The sequence below is a fragment of the Actinoplanes cyaneus genome, from assembly GCF_016862095.1.
Taxonomy (GTDB): domain Bacteria; phylum Actinomycetota; class Actinomycetes; order Mycobacteriales; family Micromonosporaceae; genus Actinoplanes; species Actinoplanes cyaneus.
The window spans coordinates 13043-31056 of sequence record NZ_BOMH01000050.1 but is presented as its reverse complement, the minus strand read 5'-3'; the positions used below and the strand labels follow the sequence as shown (position 1 = coordinate 31056).

General features: G+C 70.5%; 20 protein-coding genes and 1 tRNA gene. 14 read left to right on the top strand and 7 right to left on the bottom strand.

Annotated elements, in window-relative coordinates; translation table 11 throughout:
* Nucleotides 1–339: 339 nt before the first annotated feature.
* On the bottom strand, nt 340–1560 hold the full coding sequence (locus tag Acy02nite_RS32290; protein ID WP_203748967.1) for a phytase: 1221 nt from the start codon (nt 1558–1560) through the stop codon (nt 340–342).
* A gap of 170 nt (nt 1561–1730) precedes the next feature.
* The gene (locus Acy02nite_RS32285) at nt 1731–3398 is read right to left on the bottom strand and encodes a heparinase II/III family protein (RefSeq protein WP_203748951.1); all 1668 of its coding nucleotides are present in this window, start codon (nt 3396–3398) and stop codon (nt 1731–1733) included.
* A gap of 335 nt (nt 3399–3733) precedes the next feature.
* Here Acy02nite_RS32285 and Acy02nite_RS32280 point away from each other — a divergent pair, with 335 nt between their 5' ends.
* Nucleotides 3734–3994: a hypothetical protein gene (locus Acy02nite_RS32280; RefSeq protein ID WP_203748936.1), complete on the top strand. Its 261-nt coding sequence runs from the start codon at nt 3734–3736 to the stop codon at nt 3992–3994.
* 139 nt (nt 3995–4133) lie between these two features.
* Nucleotides 4134–4208: transfer RNA gene (locus Acy02nite_RS32275), tRNA-Lys, on the top strand.
* A 123-nt stretch (nt 4209–4331) separates the two neighbouring features.
* On the opposite strand, the gene Acy02nite_RS32270 is transcribed toward Acy02nite_RS32275, so the two are convergent.
* Complete coding sequence (locus Acy02nite_RS32270; protein ID WP_239175412.1) at nt 4332–4895, bottom strand: TetR/AcrR family transcriptional regulator; 564 nt, start codon at nt 4893–4895, stop codon at nt 4332–4334.
* An 81-nt stretch (nt 4896–4976) separates the two neighbouring features.
* On the opposite strand from Acy02nite_RS32270, the gene Acy02nite_RS32265 reads away from it, so the two are divergent.
* A complete protein-coding gene (locus Acy02nite_RS32265; RefSeq protein WP_203748930.1) occupies nt 4977–5846 on the top strand; it encodes an enoyl-CoA hydratase/isomerase family protein in 870 nt (289 codons plus the stop codon).
* Nucleotides 5847–5942: 96 nt separating this feature from the next.
* On the opposite strand, the gene Acy02nite_RS32260 is transcribed toward Acy02nite_RS32265, so the two are convergent.
* Nucleotides 5943–6737 carry a L,D-transpeptidase family protein gene (locus tag Acy02nite_RS32260; protein ID WP_203748915.1) on the bottom strand — a complete coding sequence of 265 codons (795 nt, stop codon included), beginning with the start codon at nt 6735–6737 and terminating at the stop codon, nt 5943–5945.
* A gap of 146 nt (nt 6738–6883) precedes the next feature.
* On the opposite strand from Acy02nite_RS32260, the gene Acy02nite_RS32255 reads away from it, so the two are divergent.
* Together Acy02nite_RS32255 and Acy02nite_RS32250 are read left to right on the top strand one after the other, a co-directional pair.
* The gene (locus Acy02nite_RS32255) at nt 6884–7510 is read left to right on the top strand and encodes a CGNR zinc finger domain-containing protein (protein WP_203748912.1); all 627 of its coding nucleotides are present in this window, start codon (nt 6884–6886) and stop codon (nt 7508–7510) included.
* 92 nt (nt 7511–7602) lie between these two features.
* Complete coding sequence (locus Acy02nite_RS32250) at nt 7603–8388, top strand: zf-HC2 domain-containing protein (RefSeq protein ID WP_203748909.1); 786 nt, start codon at nt 7603–7605, stop codon at nt 8386–8388.
* Between the two features lie 42 nt (nt 8389–8430).
* On the opposite strand, the gene Acy02nite_RS32245 is transcribed toward Acy02nite_RS32250, so the two are convergent.
* The 3 genes from Acy02nite_RS32245 to Acy02nite_RS32235 all read right to left on the bottom strand — a co-directional run bounded on the left by Acy02nite_RS32245 (nt 8431) and on the right by Acy02nite_RS32235 (nt 9659).
* Nucleotides 8431–8661, bottom strand: a complete 231-nt coding sequence (locus Acy02nite_RS32245) for a hypothetical protein (RefSeq protein WP_203748906.1) — start codon at nt 8659–8661, stop codon at nt 8431–8433.
* Nucleotides 8662–8724: 63 nt separating this feature from the next.
* Nucleotides 8725–9195 (bottom strand): large conductance mechanosensitive channel protein MscL, encoded by a 471-nt coding sequence (mscL, locus tag Acy02nite_RS32240; protein ID WP_203748979.1) that lies wholly within the window; start codon nt 9193–9195, stop codon nt 8725–8727.
* 110 nt (nt 9196–9305) lie between these two features.
* Nucleotides 9306–9659, bottom strand: a complete 354-nt coding sequence (locus Acy02nite_RS32235; protein WP_203684836.1) for an STAS domain-containing protein — start codon at nt 9657–9659, stop codon at nt 9306–9308.
* 170 nt (nt 9660–9829) lie between these two features.
* On the opposite strand from Acy02nite_RS32235, the gene Acy02nite_RS32230 reads away from it, so the two are divergent.
* The 9 genes from Acy02nite_RS32230 to Acy02nite_RS32190 all read left to right on the top strand — a co-directional run bounded on the left by Acy02nite_RS32230 (nt 9830) and on the right by Acy02nite_RS32190 (nt 18002).
* Entirely contained in the window at nt 9830–10687 is an 858-nt protein-coding gene (locus Acy02nite_RS32230) for an STAS domain-containing protein (RefSeq protein ID WP_203748976.1), read from the top strand.
* 1 nt (nt 10688) lies between these two features.
* Nucleotides 10689–11102, top strand: a complete 414-nt coding sequence (locus tag Acy02nite_RS32225) for an STAS domain-containing protein (protein ID WP_203748903.1) — start codon at nt 10689–10691, stop codon at nt 11100–11102.
* On the top strand, nt 11099–11503 hold the full coding sequence (locus Acy02nite_RS32220) for an ATP-binding protein (RefSeq protein WP_203748900.1): 405 nt from the start codon (nt 11099–11101) through the stop codon (nt 11501–11503). Before Acy02nite_RS32225 ends, Acy02nite_RS32220 begins: the two co-directional genes overlap by 4 nt.
* Nucleotides 11500–12531 (top strand): SpoIIE family protein phosphatase, encoded by a 1032-nt coding sequence (locus tag Acy02nite_RS32215; RefSeq protein WP_203748898.1) that lies wholly within the window; start codon nt 11500–11502, stop codon nt 12529–12531. The genes Acy02nite_RS32220 and Acy02nite_RS32215 overlap by 4 nt, the downstream gene beginning before the upstream one ends.
* Nucleotides 12532–12554: 23 nt before the next feature.
* The gene (locus Acy02nite_RS32210; RefSeq protein WP_203748973.1) at nt 12555–13877 is read left to right on the top strand and encodes a sensor histidine kinase; all 1323 of its coding nucleotides are present in this window, start codon (nt 12555–12557) and stop codon (nt 13875–13877) included.
* Nucleotides 13874–15442: a SpoIIE family protein phosphatase gene (locus Acy02nite_RS32205; protein ID WP_203748896.1), complete on the top strand. Its 1569-nt coding sequence runs from the start codon at nt 13874–13876 to the stop codon at nt 15440–15442. The genes Acy02nite_RS32210 and Acy02nite_RS32205 overlap by 4 nt, the downstream gene beginning before the upstream one ends.
* A 66-nt stretch (nt 15443–15508) precedes the next feature.
* A complete protein-coding gene (locus Acy02nite_RS32200) occupies nt 15509–16045 on the top strand; it encodes a PadR family transcriptional regulator (protein WP_203748894.1) in 537 nt (178 codons plus the stop codon).
* Nucleotides 16042–16728: an ABC transporter ATP-binding protein gene (locus Acy02nite_RS32195; protein WP_203748891.1), complete on the top strand. Its 687-nt coding sequence runs from the start codon at nt 16042–16044 to the stop codon at nt 16726–16728. The genes Acy02nite_RS32200 and Acy02nite_RS32195 overlap by 4 nt, the downstream gene beginning before the upstream one ends.
* A complete protein-coding gene (locus Acy02nite_RS32190) occupies nt 16725–18002 on the top strand; it encodes an FtsX-like permease family protein (RefSeq protein WP_239175411.1) in 1278 nt (425 codons plus the stop codon). Before Acy02nite_RS32195 ends, Acy02nite_RS32190 begins: the two co-directional genes overlap by 4 nt.
* Nucleotides 18003–18014 lie beyond the last annotated feature (12 nt).

The following is an 18014-nucleotide window of genomic DNA, read 5'->3' as shown; positions in this document are numbered from 1 at the left end:
TATACCCAAAACTGTGCACCGCTGGCCGGCGGGTTTCGGGCTGGTTGTCACCGTGGTCATTCGTAACCACGGTGACAACCAGCCAGGAACGGGGCTGGGCGGCGGAGCTGGTGCGGGCTGGGCCGGTCGCCGGCTTTCAGGGGACCAGGTAGCGAGGACTGGCGCGGGTCGGACCGGCCGGCTTTGGGGGACCGGGCGGCGGAGCTGGTGCGGGCTGGGCCGGTCGCCGGCTTTCAGGGGAGTTGACGGATGCAGAAACGCCCCGTCCTGGGGAGAACCTGGGGCGGGGCGTTTCGCGTTTGGTGCGGGCTTGGTGGCGTACGGGCGGGAAGTGGGTCTTCAGATCTTGGCTAGGTGAAGGTTGCGCCAGTCGATGAACTTGAAGTTCGTGCTGGTGCGGCCGTCGTCGGGGGTGTTCTCGCCGTCGTGCAGGACCAGGAGGCCCTTCGGGTAGCCGGGGAGGGCGACAGACGTGGCCGCGGCGCCGTCGGAGTGCTGGACGCCGTCGGCGCGGGGGCCGTCGGTGACCGTGAAGAGCGTGACCGGCTTGTTGGTGCGGCGGTCGTAGACGTAGAACTTGCTGTCGCCCTGACTCGAGACGATCAGGTAGCCGTCGCGCTTGCCGGTGGAGTAGAGCGTGGTGCCTTCGACGTCCGCGGCGATGCGACCGCCGAAGCCGGGGTCGTTCGCCGAGTCGAGGTCACACTCCTCGGTGGTGGTGTTCCAGGTGGCGGGAACGCCGTACTCCTTGGTGCGCTCGACGATCCGCGGGATGCTGCTGAACGTGCCGCCGGCGAGGTTGATCCGCCAGAGGGCGACGTCCTCCTGGGCGGCGTAGAGCACGCCCGCTTCGGCGTCGACGACCATGCCCTCGACCTGCGGGCCCTCGCCGGGCTCCTCGCACGGCGACCAGGTGCCGCCGTTGGGCAGGCGGAACGAGCTCGGCAGGTCCAGGGTGTCCGACGTGCGGTAGGTGACCCGGCCGTGCTTCTCCTCCAGCCGGAAGATCCCGAGGCGGGTGCTGTGGCGGCGGCTGACCACCGCGTACCGGTCGTAGGTGGCCAGACCGTACCCGGTGGCCTGCTCCTCGACCTCGGCAGCGTCCTTGGAGAAGAGGAACGGCGCGTCGGCCGAGGTGACGTCGGTGAGGCCGGCCGCCGTGATCCGGTAGATGCGGAGCTTGTCGAGGCCGCGGTCGGTGACGACGGCCAGGTCGACGCGCTGGTTGCCGAGCTTGAAACCGGAGATGAGGTCGACGTTGTTGAAGCGACCACCCTCGGGGGTCGTGATCGTCTGCACCTCGCGCCCGGAGAGGTCGTAGACCCGCAGGCCGCCGTTCTTGGCGGTGCCGATCACCAGACTGCGGGCTTTGTTCGCCTGGTTGACCCAGATCGCGGGATCGTCGGCGTCGGCGTCACCACCGGCCTCGTCGTCGTACAGGGCGGGCGTCTCGACCTTCGCGGTTGTCTCGCGTGCCGGCCGCTCGGAGGCGAAAGCCGGCGCACCGGCGGCCAGGGTGGTCAGCGCCACGAGCGCGGCGATTCCGGAAGTTCGTTGCATGATCGGAAGGATTCCCGATCCACCTGTCCATCGGGTGGCCAGAGACTGAACAGGGCACCGATCCGTTACGCGGCCGTTACATGAGCGCTTCGGGGAGTGCTGATCGGGGCGGGGACATCGGACAGCGTTCCCACCCCGATCCTTGCCCGGGCCCGGCTAGGGCCGCGGGACTACTTGACGGTGAAGGTGGTGACGGTGGCTTTGCGGCCGTAGGAACGGATGACCAGGTCGATCGCCTGGGTCCGCGAGCCGAAGGTCGCGAAGTGCCACCCCTGGATCGGGCGGGTCTGCCCCTTGACCAGGCCGCCGATGCGGCCGGTCGTGGTCACGGTGAGCTTTCGGCCGGCCGGGTTCGTGAAGGTCATCTTGGTGCCGCCGACCTTTCCGGACGTCAGCCTCCAGCCCGGGGCGAGGTGCCAGTGCTGCCGCCACAGGGTGGACTTGGGGAACAGGTCGGAGACCTGCAGGCGCCGGGCGTCCCGGTTGACGTTGACGATGCGCGTGTGCGGGGTGTTGTAGATGTCGTCGACGATGGTCCAGGAGTGCGCGGCGGTCTGCACCTTCGCGGACTTGACCTTCGCGGTCCTGCCGGACTTGACCGCGCCGCCGTTAGGGATCGCGACGTTGTGACTGGCCGGGCTGATCATGTAGACGTACCACGGCGAGTTCTTGTCGTAGGTGTACTTGCCGGGGCCGACGAGCACGCGGGAGCCCAGGGTGCTCCAGGTGACCCCACCGGCGCGGTCCTCGTGGCCGTGCGCGCGCCGCACCGGGCCGTACCGGAGGGTGTAGTAGCTGGTCTTCGGGTCGGTCCAGGACCAGCGGCCGATCACTGTCCCGGTCTGGTCGTCGCGCAGCGTCCGCGCGGTGTTGCGCGGGGCGGCCCGGCCGGTGGACTCCTCGGAGTCACCGATCTGCACGATCCTGCCGTCCGGCTCGGTCTCCCACGCGAACGCGGTCCAGGCGGCGTTGACGGCCTTGCGCAGCGTGGCCGCGGCCGCCGTGGCGCCGGGCGAGGCGGCGAGCACGTCGGCCGCCTGCCCCCACAGGCCGGCGTTGACGCCCTGGTAGCCGGAGGCCTGCTCGAACGACAGCCCGGCCTTGGAGAACGCGAACGGCGCCTCGGAGGTCAGCCGCTTGACGGCCGTGGCCTTCCAGTCCGACCTGCCCAGCAGGTCACCGGCGCGGACCAGCTGCAGGTTCGCCATCAGCCCGTGGTTGTGCACCGGGGCGTAGGGCGGGCCGTAGTAGCGCTTGCCGAGCAGCACCGCCGCATCGGCGGACATGCCCGTAATCAGCTCGGCGGCGTGGGTCAGGTTGTACAGGCAGTTCTCGGTCTCGAGGCGGCGCAGCGCGGTGCCCTCGTCCCAGCCGGACGCGTTGGTGCCCGGGTCGGGGTCGGCCTGGTGGAACTGGACGGCCTGAGCGACCAGCGCGGCCAGCGACTGCTGCTGATCGTCCTGCGCCGCGCGCCGGGCGAGCGGCTTCATCCACATCAGGCCCTGGAAGTTGAGCCGCCAGGACGGGTCGGTGACCGGCGGGTTCTTCCAGGTCGCCGCGCTGACGTTCCCGACCGTGAACGGCGCCGCACTACCGATCTTGACGACGATCGGCGCACCGTCCGGCACCGGATCCGGGGCGGCCGCGCCACATCCGGCGCTCGCCGGGTTGCCCGGATCGCCCATGGCGCCGTACGCCGGCCCGGTCGCCGTCAGCCCGTCGTAGGTCGCCGGGTCGAGCGGCAGGACATGTGGACCGCCGGCTCGAGCCGCGACCGGATCCACGAACAGAACACCCGCGGCCAAGGTCGCCATGACCAGTGCCCGGAAAGTCTTCACTTGGAGATCACACCGTTCCATGTGCCGGCGACCGGCGTCCCCCGCCACTTCATAGATCGCCGATGAACGGCCATCTCACCAAAGGGGATTCACATACGCAAGATCCTTTGAGTCTGATTTTCGTGATACTCGAGGCCGCCACTGGCCGGCCGAGGCGGCATGTCAGCGAGGAACGTCGTCGCCGAAGCCGCGGGGGCGGATCTCGAGGATCAGCCGCCGCACCTGATCGACCGGAGCGTCCACCATGCCGCGGCGCTGCGGCAACAGGGCCCGGGATCGTCACCCCTTGGTGGCGCGCATCGGCAAGACTGCACGAAGACGACGGAGGGACCCCGATGTTCGGAAACCGCGACGATGACCGCCCGCCGCTGCAACGTGCTCTGGAGGCCGAGTCCTCGCTGCGGCCGGGCACCTGGGAGGCCGTCGAGGCGCTCGCCCTGCTGGCCGTCGAGTGCAAGGGCACGCCCGACGCCGAGCGCCTTCACCGGTCGGCGTCGCGCACCGCCGCGGGGCTCAAGGCCGGCTCGTACGAGAGTGTCCGTGCCCTGGCCTGGCTCAGCCGCGCTGCCCGGGAACTGGGCTCGGCGCCGGGGTGAGGTCGCATACGACAGTCGTCGTCCCGGCCGGCTGCCGGGCACACTCGAATGACGTGGCTGAGACGTCGCCCCGCCCGTGGGTGCCCCGGGTGGATATCGCTTAGGCTACGTATGCAGCGCCGGGTACTCTGTCACCCGCGGGCCGCTAGCTCAATGGCAGAGCTGAGGACTTTTAATCCTTAGGTTCGGGGTTCGAATCCCCGGCGGCCCACCATTCTGAACTGGGAACACATGGTTCAGGGCATCGTTCTCAGCGCTTGGCCGCGGCATTCCGGCGGAGCGACCACAGTGGTTCAGCTCGGCTGACGGCTGAGGCGTGGCGTGCGAGGCCGTTCGGTCAGGTGAAGATCCCCGCTGTCGCCAGCGTCACTCGGCGCCGCGCCTTCGTCTCGTCGTCGCCGAACTGGTCGACACCCCAGGACACGACCAGAACCAGTTCGAACACCTCTTCCGCGGTGATCTCGCCGATCATCTCGCCGGCCGCCTTGGCTGCGTCCAGCAGGGCGCCGAGCTGCTTCACCAGCGGCGCGTTCGCCGAGTGCAGCGGCGAGGCGTCGTTGTCATGCGCGGTGGCCAGACAGACCGGCAGATCGTGCCAGATCCGCAGTCCCCAGCTCACCCGTACCAGCCACTCGAGCAGTGCCTTGCCCGGCGGGAGCGTGCGGGACAGTTCGCCGGCTTCGGTCAACGCCGTGGTGAAGAAACTGTCGATGACCGCGGCGAGCAGGTCCTCCCGGGTGGGGAAGTTCCGGTAGAGGGTGGCGTTGCCGACGCCGGCGCGTACCGCGACTGCGTCGAGCGAAGCGAACACTCCTTCCTTCTCGAATGCTTCGCGTGCCGCGGCCAAGATCGCGTCGCGGTTGCGCTGGGCGTCGGCGCGTAGCGGTCGCGCTTTGACCACCGTCACTCCTCGTTGACTAAGTGGGGACAGTCCCCACATACTCAGTTCCGGGGAAAGTCCCCATTTAAGGAAGGAGTCTAGGTGAGCTACGACGACCTGGCTGGTTTGCGTGTCCTGGTGAAGAACGGTGTCGCAACCGTCACACTCGACCACCCGCCGCTCAACCTGATGGACGGAGTTCTGCTGCCGTCACTGCGAGGCTTCGTCAACCGCGTGCGCCACGACGCAGACGTCCGCGTTGTCGTCTTCGACAGTGCCGACCCCGAGTTCTTCAGCGCGCACGGCGACATGCGTTACCTCACCGACCCGGAGGCGCTGCCCGCCGCGACCGCCGCGGCGATCGCCGCAGCCCCCGAGGTGCCGGTCCCGGACGACATCAACATCTTGGAGGCCCTCAGCTCAGAGGTCCGGGGCTTGCCGCAGGTCACCATCGGCAAGATCGCCGGCTTCGCCCGCGGGGCCGGCAACGAATTCCTGATGTACCTCGACATGCGGTTCGCGGCGATCGGCCGGTCCGGCCAGGCTCAGCCCGAGGCCCGGATGGCGATCCTTCCCGGCGGCGGTGGGACGGTCAACATGGCCCGCCTGATGGGCCGCGAACGCGCCCTGGAACTCCTCCTCGGCGGCGAGCTCGTCGGTGCCGAGCTGGCCGAACGTTACGGCCTGATCAACCGCGCACTCCCCGCCGACGAGATCGACGACTTCGTCGACCGCCTGGCACGCCGAATCGCCGGCCTGCGCCCTGAGGTCGTCGCCGCCATCAAATCCACGGTCGAGAACATCACCCCGAAGATCCCCCAGGAGGCGTACGCCGTGGAGAACACGTACCTGTACTCCCTGTTCACCGAGGACATGGTGGCGTCGGCTCACCGGCAGCTCGCCGCGGGCGTACAGACGCGGGAGGGCGAACGCGATCTGGAGAGCATCCTGGACCGCCTGGCTTCCTCCTGATCCTCGGGGTTCAGCTGACGGTGCGCGAGATCCGGTGTGCCATGACCGCTGGTGGAACCGCTCGCGGTGCTGCCAGGGCAGCGGCGGCCGGGCCGGTCAGTAGACCCAGACCTTGGTCTTCAGCGGGAGCGCGTTGTTGTCCCACAGCCAGTTCATCGCGGCGATCGACACCCGGGCGCAACCGTGTGAGGCCGCGTAGGGCGGGACGCTGTTCGCCCCGTGCACGGCGATGCCGCCGTTGAAGTACTTCGGCCGCCAGAGCAGGCCCAGCGGCGCGTTCCGCCAGCCGTCGATCTGGCGGCTGACGGTGAACTTCCCGGGCGGGGTGTCGGCGAGGTAGGTCTCGCCTTTCTGCTCGTAATGCTCGTTCGACCCGGTGGACGTGTTGAAGACCTGCTCGATCCGGCCGTTCTCGACCAGCAACAGCAACTGCTTCTTCAGGTCGATCTCGACCGCCCGGCCGGTGGCCGATTTCGCCTTCGGCCGGATTCCGGCGTCCAGCGCCTTGTACGTCTTCGGGCCCACCGTGCCGTCGCGGCCGATGCCGGCGGCTTTCTGCAACGCGTAGATCGCCTGCTGGGTGGTGCCGCCGAACTTGCCGTCGGCCTTCCCGTTCCAGTAACCGAGCTCGGTGAGGCGCTGCTGGACGGCGAGGACGTCCGGACCCTTGGCGCCGACCTTGAGCTTACGCGGCGGCGCCGGCGGCGAGGTGGTGACGGGCGCCGAGGGCGGGGCCGACGCGCTGGGGGCGGCAGGAGCGGAGGACGGCACGGTGGTCGTCGTCCCCTCCGCCGCCGGCGTGCCGGAACCCGGGTCGGAGCCGGAGTCACAGCCGGTGGCCAGGGTCAGAGCCGTCACCGCGACGACCGTGGTCGCCAGAACTCTCCGCACGGAGCCTCCCTCGCCGATCGGCCGGGCCGGTCCAGCGACCCATTTACCACCGTCCACCGATCATGCCCGATCGTCCAGTTGCCCGGGTGGGTGATCCCGCGCCCGGCGGACAGAGAGTGTGAAAAAGAGTCAAGTAGTCTTTGGCTATGTCGTGGAAGGCGAGTGCCCGGCACGGGGTGCGGGAAGCGCCCGGAGGCTTCGCCCTGGTTCAGGAGTTGCTGAACACCCGCGCGGCCATGTCGTACGGCCCTGACCTGCTCGGGCTCGTCGAGGACGCCCAGTGGTGGGTCACCGACGCGCTGGGCAACTGGTCCCGTGCGTCCGGCCTGCCGGCTCCCACGCTGCTGCTCTCCGCGACCGATCTGCGCTCGCTGCGCCGGCTGCGTTCCGCCTTCGAACAGGTGGTGCTCGCCGGGTCGCACCAGGAGCCGCCCGGCGCGCTGCCGCCCGCCGACGTGCCGGTCAGCCTCGCACCGGACGCGGCTGGCTGGGTCCGGGTCGTGCCGACCGGGCGTGGCACCCGGTGGCTGGCCTCCGCGCTCTGGGCCGAGTCGCTGCTCGCCCAGCAGGCCGGGGCCTGGCCGCGGCTCAAGCTGTGTCACAACACGATCTGCCGGGCCGCGTTCTTCGACACCTCGCGCAACAACAGCGGCGTCTGGCACGACGTCAGCACCTGCGGCAACACGGCGAACCTGCGGGCGTTCCGGGAGCGGCGCCGGCTGCTCGGGCACAGCCAGGAGATGGAGGTCGGCCGCGGCCCGGAGATGCACTGATCGGGCTGGTGCTCACAGTCATCGACCGAGCCTGACGGCAGCCGTGAGCACCAGCCGGGAACCATGAGCCGATCTCGCGCGACTATGGGGGTATGGCGTGTGAGCGGTGGCGCGAGATGCTGTCGGCGCAGTTGGACGGCGAGGACGACCCGGCCCTGCGGCCGCTGGTCGACGAGCACCTGGCCGGCTGCGCGGGGTGCCGGGAGTGGCTGGACGCGGCCGCGGCGGTCAACCGGCTGACGCGTACCGGGAAGGTGCCTGACGTTCCGGATCTCAGCGAGGCGATCCTGGCCGCCCTGCCGACGCAGCCTGTCCGGGCGCGGTGGTGGCGGCGCCTCCCGGTGGCGGCGATGCTGTATGTGGCGCTCGGCCTGGTCGGCGCGGTGCAGATCATCCTGGGGCTGGCGCAGATCGGCGGCGCGGATGCCGCCGGGCACGTGCATCTGGGCACCTCCGCGGCGCCGGGCCACCTGTGGAACGAGTCGGCGGCGTGGAATGCCGCGGTCGGCGCCGGTTACCTCTTCATCGCGCTGCGGCGGACCCGGCCGGTCGGCCTGGTGCCGATGCTGACCGCGTTCGTCGGGATGCTGCTGCTGCTCTCGTTCAACGATCTGACCGGTGGCCGGGTGGACGTCGCCCGGCTGGTCGGCCACGGGTTCGTGATCGTCGGATACCTACTGGTGGTGGCGTTGTCGCGGGGCGTCGGCGGGTCTGTCCGGCCGCCGGGTGCGCGGGTCGGCGCCGGCTGGCGGCTCGACGGCTCGGCCGGGGCGGAACCCGAGGCACCGGTTGCACGCCGGCCCGGGCTGCGGCTGGTGCCGCCGGCCGGCCCGCTCACCGCCCGTCGCTCGGCCGGTGACGAGCACCGCGCGGCCTGATTCCCCGGCCGGCGCTGGTCCCGTCGGGAGAGCGGCCGGGGGTCAGCGAGGCGGACGGACGGAGAGCTCACGCCAATCCTCCGGCCCGTTGAGCAGAGCACGGATCATGTTGAGCGCGGCGTCCTCGCTGTCGTACTCGAAGAAGTGCGACGTGCCGGCGGAGCCTCCGGCGCGCTGCTCGACATACCACTGGTCACCACTCGTACGGAGATAGATGTCTTTCCGCGCGAGACGTCCCCATTTGCCGTTCCACCAGTGCTTACGCTGCTCCATCCCGGCACTGTATCGAACATCTGTTCGAACCGTGCCGGGAGGGCTGATCTTTTCCGGAGTAGGTCAGCGGGGCGGTTCCTGGCGGCGCTGGAGGATGTCGTCGACCGCGCTGCCGTAGACCTGACCCTGCTGGGTCTGGGGCTGCGCGCCACGACCGGCGGCGACCAGCGCGTCACGGATCTCGGTGAGCAGCTGGACCTCTTCGCTGGGGGTCTTCGGCGGCGGCTCCTCGCCGCGGCGGCGACGCTCGGCCAGCTTGTTGAGCGGGAAGACCACGAGGAAGTAGAGGACCGCGGCGGTCAGCAGGAAGGTGATGACCGCATTGATGAAGCTGGCGTAGTCGAACGGCACTTCGCGGATCTTGAAGGTGCCGGCGGTAACTCCTTTGCCACCGGTGATCAGCTGGATCAGCGGCTTCAGGAAGCCTTCGGTCAGGGTGGTGACCACGGCAGTGAAGGCCGCACCGATGACGACACCGACGGCCAGATCGACGACGTTGCCGCGCATGATGAAGTCTTTGAAGCCTTGGAACATTTTGCCCACGAGCAACTCCTGGAAGCCGGGAACGAATCCGGCAACGGGTGCCCGCTACCGGTCGGCGACAAACTACGCGCCGACCGGTCCACAGGTCGAAACGCGGGGCGTCAGTCGAGCGCCGGCTCCTCGGCCGAAACGGCCTCGTCCACCGTCGGGTACGTGTGGAGCACCTCGACCAGGCCGCTCACCTCGAGGATGCGCAGCACGCCGCGTTGCGGGGCGGCCAGTCGAACCGTGCCGCCGGCGTCGTCGGTGCTGTTCTTCGCACGGACGAAAACGGACAGCCCGGTGGAGTCGCAGAACGAGACCTCGGCCAGGTCGAAGACCAGACGCGTCCGGCCTTTCTCCAGCAAGTCGCTGATCTGGTCCTGCAGCTGCGGGGCGGTGGCCATGTCGAGCTCACCGGCCACCGACACGACGACCATGTCGCCGCGCTGTTCGGTCTGCACCGTCAGGGACATTCGGGGAACCTCCTGCTGTTATTGCTGAACGGTACTCCAAGTACCGAGGGGATGCGCGCCGTGGGATGAAGGCCTTGACCTCGTCCGTTAGTTGGTCTACAGCAACTAACGGACACGCTGATGGTAAAGTCCGGCCGTTGCGCACGGATCGTGTGGTGGGGGAGGCAGCGGTGGCGCTGAGTCCGGAAGAGTCGGGTCGCCTGGCAGACCTGCTCGACGAGCACGCCGACGGGCTGGTCGCCCGATGGGCGGAGCTCGTGGGCGCCGGTCTGCAGGGAAGGATGAGCCGGCCCGAGCTGGAGCGCCAGACCCGGGATCTGCAGAAGGGCTTCCAGCAGGCGTTCGCCAACGGCGCCCGCGACCTCTCCGACGAGGAGGCGACCGAGCTGCGGGCCCAGCTGGGCGAGCTGTCCAGCAACCGGGCGCGGCAGGGCTTCTCGGCCAACGAGACCGCGATCAGCATGTTCGCGTTCAAGGACGCGGTGCTCGGCGTGCTCGGCGACACCAGCGACGTGCAGACCCTGCGTGACTTCGTGTCGTTCTCGACCTTCGTCGACCGGGCCGCGCTGTTCACCTTCGACAGCTATGTGCGGGTCCGCGAGGCTCTGATCGCCGACCAGGCCGAGCAGTTGCTCGAGCTCTCCACCCCGGTGGTGAAGCTGTGGGAGGGCGTGGTCGCCGTCCCGCTGGTCGGCACGCTCGACTCGGCGCGCGCCCAGGTGGTGATGGAGCGGTTGCTGCAGACGCTGGTCGACACCGGTTCGCCGTACGCGATCATCGACATCACCGGCGTCCCGGCGGTCGACACCCAGGTGGCCCAGCACATCCTGAAGACCGTGGTGGCGGCCCGGCTGATGGGCGCCGACTGCATCATCTCCGGCATCCGGCCGCAGATCGCGCAGACGATCGTGGCGCTCGGCATCGAGTTCGGCGACATCGCCACGAAGTCGTCACTGGCCGACGCGCTGCGGTATGTGCTGGGGAAGAAGAGCTACCGGGTCGTCACGGCCAAGCGGACGGAGCACTGACGTGGAACGTGTCCCGGTCCTGAAGATCGGCGACATCCTCCTGGTCTCCATCCAGATCGACATGGAGGACCAGGTCGCCCTGCAGCTGCAGGAGGATCTGGCCGAGAAGATCGTGGCCACCGGCTGCCACGGTGTGATCATCGACATCAGCGCGCTGGACATCGTCGACTCGTTCGTCGGCCGGACGCTGGCCACCATCGCGTCGGTCTCCCGGGTGCTGGACGCCGAGACCGTGGTGGTCGGCATGCGCCCGGCGGTGGCGATCACCCTGGTCGAGCTGGGGCTCTCGTTGCCGGGGATCCGGACGGCGCTCAACGTCGAGCTGGGCATCGAGATGCTGGCGCGCAGCCGCGCCGAGTCCGCGCCCGACGAGGACGAGGACGAGGACGACCCGGCAGCGGTACCCGCACCGTGAGCGAGGAGAGCCGGCAGATCCCGGTCACCACCGACCAGGACGTGGTCCGCGTCCGGCAGTTGGTGCGCACCGTCGCGGTGGACGCCAAGCTCTCCCTGGTCGATCAGACGAAGCTGGTCACCGCGGCCAGTGAGCTGGCACGTAACACCCTGGTCTACGGCGGTGGTGGCACCGTTGAGGTGAGCCGGGTGCGCAACGAGATCCGGGCCGGGATCCGGATCGTTTTCGCCGACCAAGGACCGGGTATCGCGGACCTCGACCTGGCCCTCACCGACGGTTACACCACCGGCGGCGGGCTGGGTCTGGGGCTGAGCGGCGCCCGGCGGCTGGTCGACGACTTCACCATCGACACCGCGCCCGGCGAGGGCACGACGATTTCCATCACCAAGTGGTGCCGATGAGCGGAGGAACGGTGGCTTCGGTGCCCGAGGGGCTCCTCGACGAGGGGGTCTGGTTCCGGGTGGAGGCCGCCGGGACGGCCGCTGCCGTCCGTCGTACCGCTGAACGCCTGGCCACGGATCTGGCCATGCCGGAAGCCCGCATCGCGGAGCTTTCGATCGTCGCCGCCGAGGCGGCCGGGAACCTGGTCAAGCACGCCCAGCAGGGCACCATGCTGGTCCGCGCGCTGCGCACCGCGGACCAGGCCGGCGTCGAGCTGATCGCGATCGACAGCGGGCCGGGGATCGCGGACGTGGAGCACGCGCTCGGCGATGGGCATTCCACGGCCGGCACGCTGGGCATCGGGCTCGGTGCGATCCTGCGCCAGGCCAGTCACTGGGACATGCACTCGCTGCCCGGCAAGGGCACGGTCCTGGCCGTGCAGGTGTGGGCCCAGGGCACGCCGGAGCCGTCCTGGGCGGCCGGGCTGACCCGGCCGATCGGTGGCGAGACGGTGAGCGGCGACGCGGTCGCGATCCGCGACCTGGACGGTCGTCGGCAATTGCTGGTCAGCGACGGGCTGGGGCACGGCGGGCTGGCCGCAGCGGCGTCGCGCGAGGCGGTCCGGGCGTTCCGGCAGGCCGCATCCGGGCCGCCGGCCGCGGTGGTCGAGGTGCTGCATCGCACGCTCGGGCACACCCGGGGGGCCGCGCTCGCCGTCGCCGAGCTGGACCAGGCGGCCGGCCTGGTGCGGTATGCGGGGCTGGGCAACATCTCCGGCACGGTGTTCGGACCGGACGGCAGCCGGCGCGGCATGATCTCGGTGCCCGGAATCGCCGGACACCAGCGGCGCCAGGTCCGGGAGTACGACTATCCCCTGCTCCCCGGCGCTATCGTGGTCATGCACAGCGACGGCGTGGTGGACCGCTGGAACCCGACGGAATACCCCGGTCTGCTGACCCGCTCGCCGGAGGTGATCGCCGGGACGGTGCTGCGCGACGCCGGCACCCGCCGGGACGACGCCGGCGTGCTCGTGGCCCGGTTGCCGTGACCGCGGCCGAGCCGCTGATCCAGATGCGCTTGCGGGTCGAGCAGGACATCTTCGCGGCGCGTCAGCTCGGCCGGGAGGTGGCTCGGGCGGTCGGTTTCGAGGCGCAGGACCAGACGCGGGTGGCGACCGCGCTGAGCGAGGCCGTTCGGGTGCTGCTGGCAGCGGGCCGGGAAACACACGTGACGTTCACGGTCGAGTCCCATGGGGTACCAAGTCTCCAAGTGACGATGGCGCACTCGGCAGGCGGCGGACCAGCCCGTGTGGCCGAGCAGTTGCAGCTGGTCGGCCGTCTGGTCGACACGATGGAGGTCGACGATGAGGGTGCCGGTACGACGGTCAGGATGGCTCGGCGTCTACCGCTCGGCGCACCGGCTCTGACGCCGACCCGGATGGATGAGATCCGCGCCAACCTGGCGCAGCACGTGCCGGGCACCCCCCTGGACGAGTTGGCGGTGCAGAACCAGCAGCTCATCCTCGCGCTCGACGAGGTCCGCGCCCAGCGTGACGACCTGGCCCGGCTGAACGCCGAGCTGGAGGAGACCAACCGTGGCGTGATGGCGCTCTACCACCAGCTCTCCGCCGAGCTGGAGGAGACGAACCGCGGGGTGGTCGCGCTCTACGCCGAGCTGGACGAGAAGTCGGTGCAGCTGCGCGCGGCCAGCGAGGCGAAGAGCCGGTTCCTGGCCAATGTCAGTCACGAGCTGCGCGCGCCGGTCACCGCGATCATCGGGCTCGGGCGGCTGCTCACCGACTCCGCCTCGGACAAGCTCACCGAGGAGCAGCGCCGCCAGGTGGAGCTGATCCGCGGTTCGGCGACCGACCTGCTGTCCCTGGTCAACGGTCTGCTCGACCTGGCCAAGGCGGAGGCCGGCCGGATCGAGCCGAACTGGTCCGAGGTCGACCTGAAAGCGATGTTCGGGCAGTTGAGGGGCACGTTGCGACCGCTCGCGACGCGGCCCGAGGTGGAGTTCGTGGTGGAGGAGCCGGCGATTCCGGTCATGCGCTCCGACGAGGTGCTGCTCGCCCAGGTGCTGCGCAACCTGCTGACCAACGCACTGAAGTTCACCGAGGCCGGCTCGGTGAAGCTGAGCGTGCGGCCGGTCGGGCCCGAGATAGCGTTCGTGGTCTCGGACACCGGCACCGGAATCCCCCCTGAGCTGCACGAACGTGTCTTCGAGGAGTTCTACCAGGTGCCCGGGAGCAAGCCGATCAGCGGCCGGGGCACCGGGCTGGGCCTGCCCTACGCCCGCCGGCTGGCCGGGATTCTCGGCGGCGGCCTGCGGGTGGACTCCGTTCCCGGCGATGGGAGCACGTTCACACTCCAGCTGCCGGTCGACGCGTCATGACCGAGCTGGGGCGCGGCGACAGACCCGCGCACGGCAAAGCCACGGTTCTGGTCGTCGACGACAGCGCCACCAAGCGGTACCTGCTGGTCAGCTGGCTCACCCGGGCCGGCTTCACCGTCGTCGAGGCGGAGACCGGTGGTGAGGCGCTGCGCAAACTCGCCGACGACGACATCGACGCCGACCTCGTCGTGCTCGACGTGAAACTGCCCGACATGAGCGGTTTCGAGGTCTGCGAGAGGATCAAGACCGATTCGCGGTACGGCGTTCTGCCCGTCATCCACGTGTCCGCGCACGCGGTCGACGTCAACGACCGTACCCAGGGGCTGAACCGCGGTGCCGACGCGTACCTGGTCGAGCCGATCGAGCCGGACGAGCTGATCGCGACCGCGCAGGCGGTTCTGCGGTACTATCGGGCGCGGCAGCGTGCCGAGCTGCTCGCCGCGCGTCTCGTCCGGCTCGCCGAGACCACCCTCGCGATCAACTCGTCGTCGACGCTGCCGGCGCTGCTGGAAGCGGCCGCTCTCGGGGCCGCGGACATCTTCGGCGGGCCGGTCGTGGTCGTCGCGGAGACTTCCGAGGGCGAGAGCCTGGCCGCGGCGGGGCCGCCACCCGCCGTACGCAAATGGGCAGTTTCTGGTCATCGCGTGGAGGTCGGGTCACTGGTCCGGACCGATGACGCGGCCGACTGGGACGTCGTCGAGTGGCCCGAGGGGGAGAGCGTCGCGGTGGCGGCCGCCCGGCTGCGCGTCGACCGCCCGCCGGTCTACGTCGCCGTCTCCGGCAGCTCGCAGACGCCCGGCTTTCCGGTGTTGCGGCAGCTCGCGCAGGCGGTCGCGGCCGCGGTGGAGGCGCAGCGCTCGTTCGACGAGGAGCATCGCATCGCGGTCACCCTGCAGCGCAGCCTCCTGCAGTCGAAGCTGCCCGAGGTGCCCGGGATCCAGCTGGCCGTGCGGTACGAGCCGGCCGGCGCGCAGACCGAGGTGGGCGGCGACTTCTACGAGTTGACCGTGCTGGACGGGAAGCTGCTGGTGGCAATCGGTGACGTGGCCGGGCACTCGCTGCACGCGGCCACGGTGATGGCCGAGTTGCGGCACGCCGTCCGGGCGTACGCGGTGGAGGGGCACTCGCCGGGCGCCGTGCTGGAGCTGGCGAACCGCTTCATGCGCACCGTGCTGCCGACCGACTCGGCGACGCTCTGCCTGTTCACGCTCGACCCGGCCACCGGGCGGATCCGGATGGCCTCGGCCGGTCACCTGCCACCGCTGCTGCACGTGGACGGCGAGGCGCGTTTCCTGTCGCCGCGGGGCGCGCTGCTCGGCCTGGACGCGCCCGTGCGCGCCGAGCAGGAGCTGGAGCTGCCGCCCGGGGGCACGCTCGTGCTTTACACCGACGGGCTGATCGAGCGGCGGAACGCGGACATCGACGAGGGGCTGCGGGCGCTCGCGGCCTGCGCCGCCGAGGTCGAGCCGGATCTCGACGCCTTCTGCAGCCGCCTGCTCAACGACCTCGGCGGGTCCGGCGAGCAGGCCGACGACATTGCCGTCGTCGCGCTCCGCCGGGTCTGACCCCTTTCGACGTACGGCATGGCGCCTCCTTGACGGCAGCTATTCACTCAGTGAATAGTAGCTCGCATGTCGACCGCACACGTGCTGCTCGGGCTCCTGGCCGGTGGTCCCCGGCACGGATATGACCTGAAACGGGCGCACGACGACCGCCTGCCCCAGGCGAAACCGCTGGCGTACGGGCAGGTCTACGCCACGCTCGGACGGCTCGAGCGGGACGGGCTCGTCGCGCAGTCCGGCCAGGATCAGGAGGCCGGACCGGAGCGCACCTCCTACGAGCTGACCGAGCTCGGCCGGGAACGCCTGGCCGCGTGGCTGACCGAGGTGGAGCCGCCGGCGCCGTACGTCAGCAGTGTGCTCTTCAACAAGGTGGTGGTCGCGCTGCTGGCCGGCGGGACGGACCAGGCCACCGGTTACCTCACCGCGCAGCGGGTCGCGCACATGACCCGGATGCGGGAGCTGACCGCGACCAAGACCAGGCCCGGCGCCTCCGTGGGTGATGTCGTCGCCGCGGATTACGCGATCGGGCACCTCGACGCCGACCTGCGCTGGTTGCAGACCACCCTCGCCCGGGTCGCCGAGTTGCAGAAGGAAGTGACCTCATGACCGGAGCATTGCTGAGCGGGACCGGGATCACCAAGAGCTATGGCGCCACGCCGGCGCTGCGCGGGATCGACGTCACCGTCGGCGAGGGCGAGATCGTGGCGATCACCGGACCGAGCGGCTGCGGCAAGTCCACGCTGCTGCACTGCCTGGCCGGCATCCTGCGGGCCGACGAGGGTTCGGTCGTCTACCGCGAGCAGGACCTGAGCCTGTGGTCCGAGGCGTCGCGGTCCCGGCTGCGGCGCACCGAGTTCGGCGTGCTGTTCCAGTTCGGCCAGTTGGTGCCGGAGCTGACCGCCGCCGAGAACGTCGCCCTCCCGCTGCTTCTCGCCGGTTCGGGGCGGCGAGACGCGCGGGAGGCGGCGCTCGGCTGGCTCGCCCGATTCGGGGTCGCGGACATGGCCGACAAGCGGCCCCCCGCGATGTCCGGCGGCCAGCAGCAGCGCTGTGCGGCTGCCCGGGCGCTGGTCACCGGTCCGCGGGTGATCTTCGCGGACGAGCCGACCGGCGCGCTCGACCAGCTCAGCGGCGAGCAGGTGATGACCGCGATGGTCCAGGCCGTCCGCGAGCAGGGCAGCGCGGTCGTGCTGGTCACCCACGAGGCGCCGGTCGCGGCGTACGCGGACCGGGAGATCGTGCTGCGCGACGGCGCGATCGACCCGAGTGGGATCGGGATCGTCGGATGAGGCCCGGCACGCTGATCCGGCTCAGCCTGGCCGGGAACCGCACCGACCGGCTCCGGGCCGGGCTGACCGCGGCCAGTGCCGCGCTCGCCGCGGTGGCGCTGCTCGCCGCCGCGACCGTCGCCGCGATCCACGGCGGCGACTTCGACTACCGGCCGGACGGCCGTCGGGTCCTGGCACCCGGCTCCGGGCAGTACGCCAGCGCGCTGCTCGTCGAGTCGGGACTGCGCCCCGGGGTGATCTTCGCGCTGGTCATGCTGGCGTTGCCGGTGCTGGCGCTGGCCGGGCAGTGCATCCGGCTGGGCGCGCCGGCCCGGGACCGGCGCCTCGCCGCGCTCCGGCTCGGTGGCGCGACTCCCGGCCAGACCGTGGTGATCGCGGGGGCGGAGACCGCGGCGGCCAGCCTGCTCGGCTCGCTCGCCGGGTTCGGTGTCTACCTGGTGCTGCGTGTCGTCCTGGACCGCCGTGACGCCGACGGGAAACTTCTGCTGCCCACCGACGTACTGCCGAATCCGCTGATCTTGATCTTGGCTCTGCTGCTCGTGCCGGTGCTGGCCGGGCTGATCGGGCTGCTGCTGATGCGCCGCGTGGTGATCACTCCGCTCGGCGTGGTCCGGCGGTTGCGTGACCGTGGGCCACAGCCCTGGCCGGGTGTGCTGATCGTGCTCGGCCTGGTGCTCTTCGCACCGAAGACGCTGCAGAACCTCCTGCACCTCACTCCGAGGCATTGGCGCCTGCCCGAGTGGTTGCCGCTGGCTCTGATGGGCGCCGGGGTGCTGTGCGTGATGGTCGGCGTGGTGGTCGGCACCGGATGGATCTCCTACACCGCGGGGCGACTGCTGCGACGGTACGGACGTGGCCCGGTGAGCCTGCTCTCCGGCGCCCGCCTGATGGCCGACCCGTGGAACGGCAGCCGCACGATCGGCGCGCTGCTCGCCGCCGTGGTCTTCGGCGCCGGAACGCTCGGCTTCCGTGCCGACCTGGCCACCGACTTCGCCGCGCAGAACCGGCTCGGCGAGCTCACCGACCCGGCCCTGGGCTCCGCCTACGACACCGGCTTCTACTTCGGGGCGATCCGGCTGGTGCTGGTCGCGGTGACGATCGCCCTGGTGGTCGCGGCCGGCGGCGTGCTCGTCGCGCTCGCCGAGGGGATCGTGGCGCGGCGGCGGACCTACGCGGCGATGACCGCGGGCGGGGTGCCCCGGAGCAAGCTCGGCGCGATGCTGCTCGTGGTCACGCTCGTGCCGCTGCTGCCGGCGTTGCTGCTCGCGCGCTGATCTGCGGGGTGT

Coding starts and splice junctions, on each gene's coding strand:
- Acy02nite_RS32250 (WP_203748909.1), top strand. CDS start 7,603: ATGGCGTGTGAGCGGTGGCGCGAGATGCTGTCGGCGCAGTTGGACGGC.
- Acy02nite_RS32280 (WP_203748936.1), top strand. CDS start 3,734: ATGTTCGGAAACCGCGACGATGACCGCCCGCCGCTGCAACGTGCTCTG.
- Acy02nite_RS32290 (WP_203748967.1), bottom strand. CDS start 1,560: ATGCAACGAACTTCCGGAATCGCCGCGCTCGTGGCGCTGACCACCCTG.
- Acy02nite_RS32245 (WP_203748906.1), bottom strand. CDS start 8,661: ATGGAGCAGCGTAAGCACTGGTGGAACGGCAAATGGGGACGTCTCGCG.
- Acy02nite_RS32235 (WP_203684836.1), bottom strand. CDS start 9,659: ATGTCCCTGACGGTGCAGACCGAACAGCGCGGCGACATGGTCGTCGTG.
- Acy02nite_RS32215 (WP_203748898.1), top strand. CDS start 11,500: ATGAGCGGAGGAACGGTGGCTTCGGTGCCCGAGGGGCTCCTCGACGAG.
- Acy02nite_RS32205 (WP_203748896.1), top strand. CDS start 13,874: ATGACCGAGCTGGGGCGCGGCGACAGACCCGCGCACGGCAAAGCCACG.
- Acy02nite_RS32200 (WP_203748894.1), top strand. CDS start 15,509: ATGTCGACCGCACACGTGCTGCTCGGGCTCCTGGCCGGTGGTCCCCGG.
- Acy02nite_RS32190 (WP_239175411.1), top strand. CDS start 16,725: ATGAGGCCCGGCACGCTGATCCGGCTCAGCCTGGCCGGGAACCGCACC.
- Acy02nite_RS32255 (WP_203748912.1), top strand. CDS start 6,884: ATGTCGTGGAAGGCGAGTGCCCGGCACGGGGTGCGGGAAGCGCCCGGA.
- Acy02nite_RS32195 (WP_203748891.1), top strand. CDS start 16,042: ATGACCGGAGCATTGCTGAGCGGGACCGGGATCACCAAGAGCTATGGC.
- mscL (WP_203748979.1), bottom strand. CDS start 9,195: ATGTTCCAAGGCTTCAAAGACTTCATCATGCGCGGCAACGTCGTCGAT.
- Acy02nite_RS32210 (WP_203748973.1), top strand. CDS start 12,555: ATGCGCTTGCGGGTCGAGCAGGACATCTTCGCGGCGCGTCAGCTCGGC.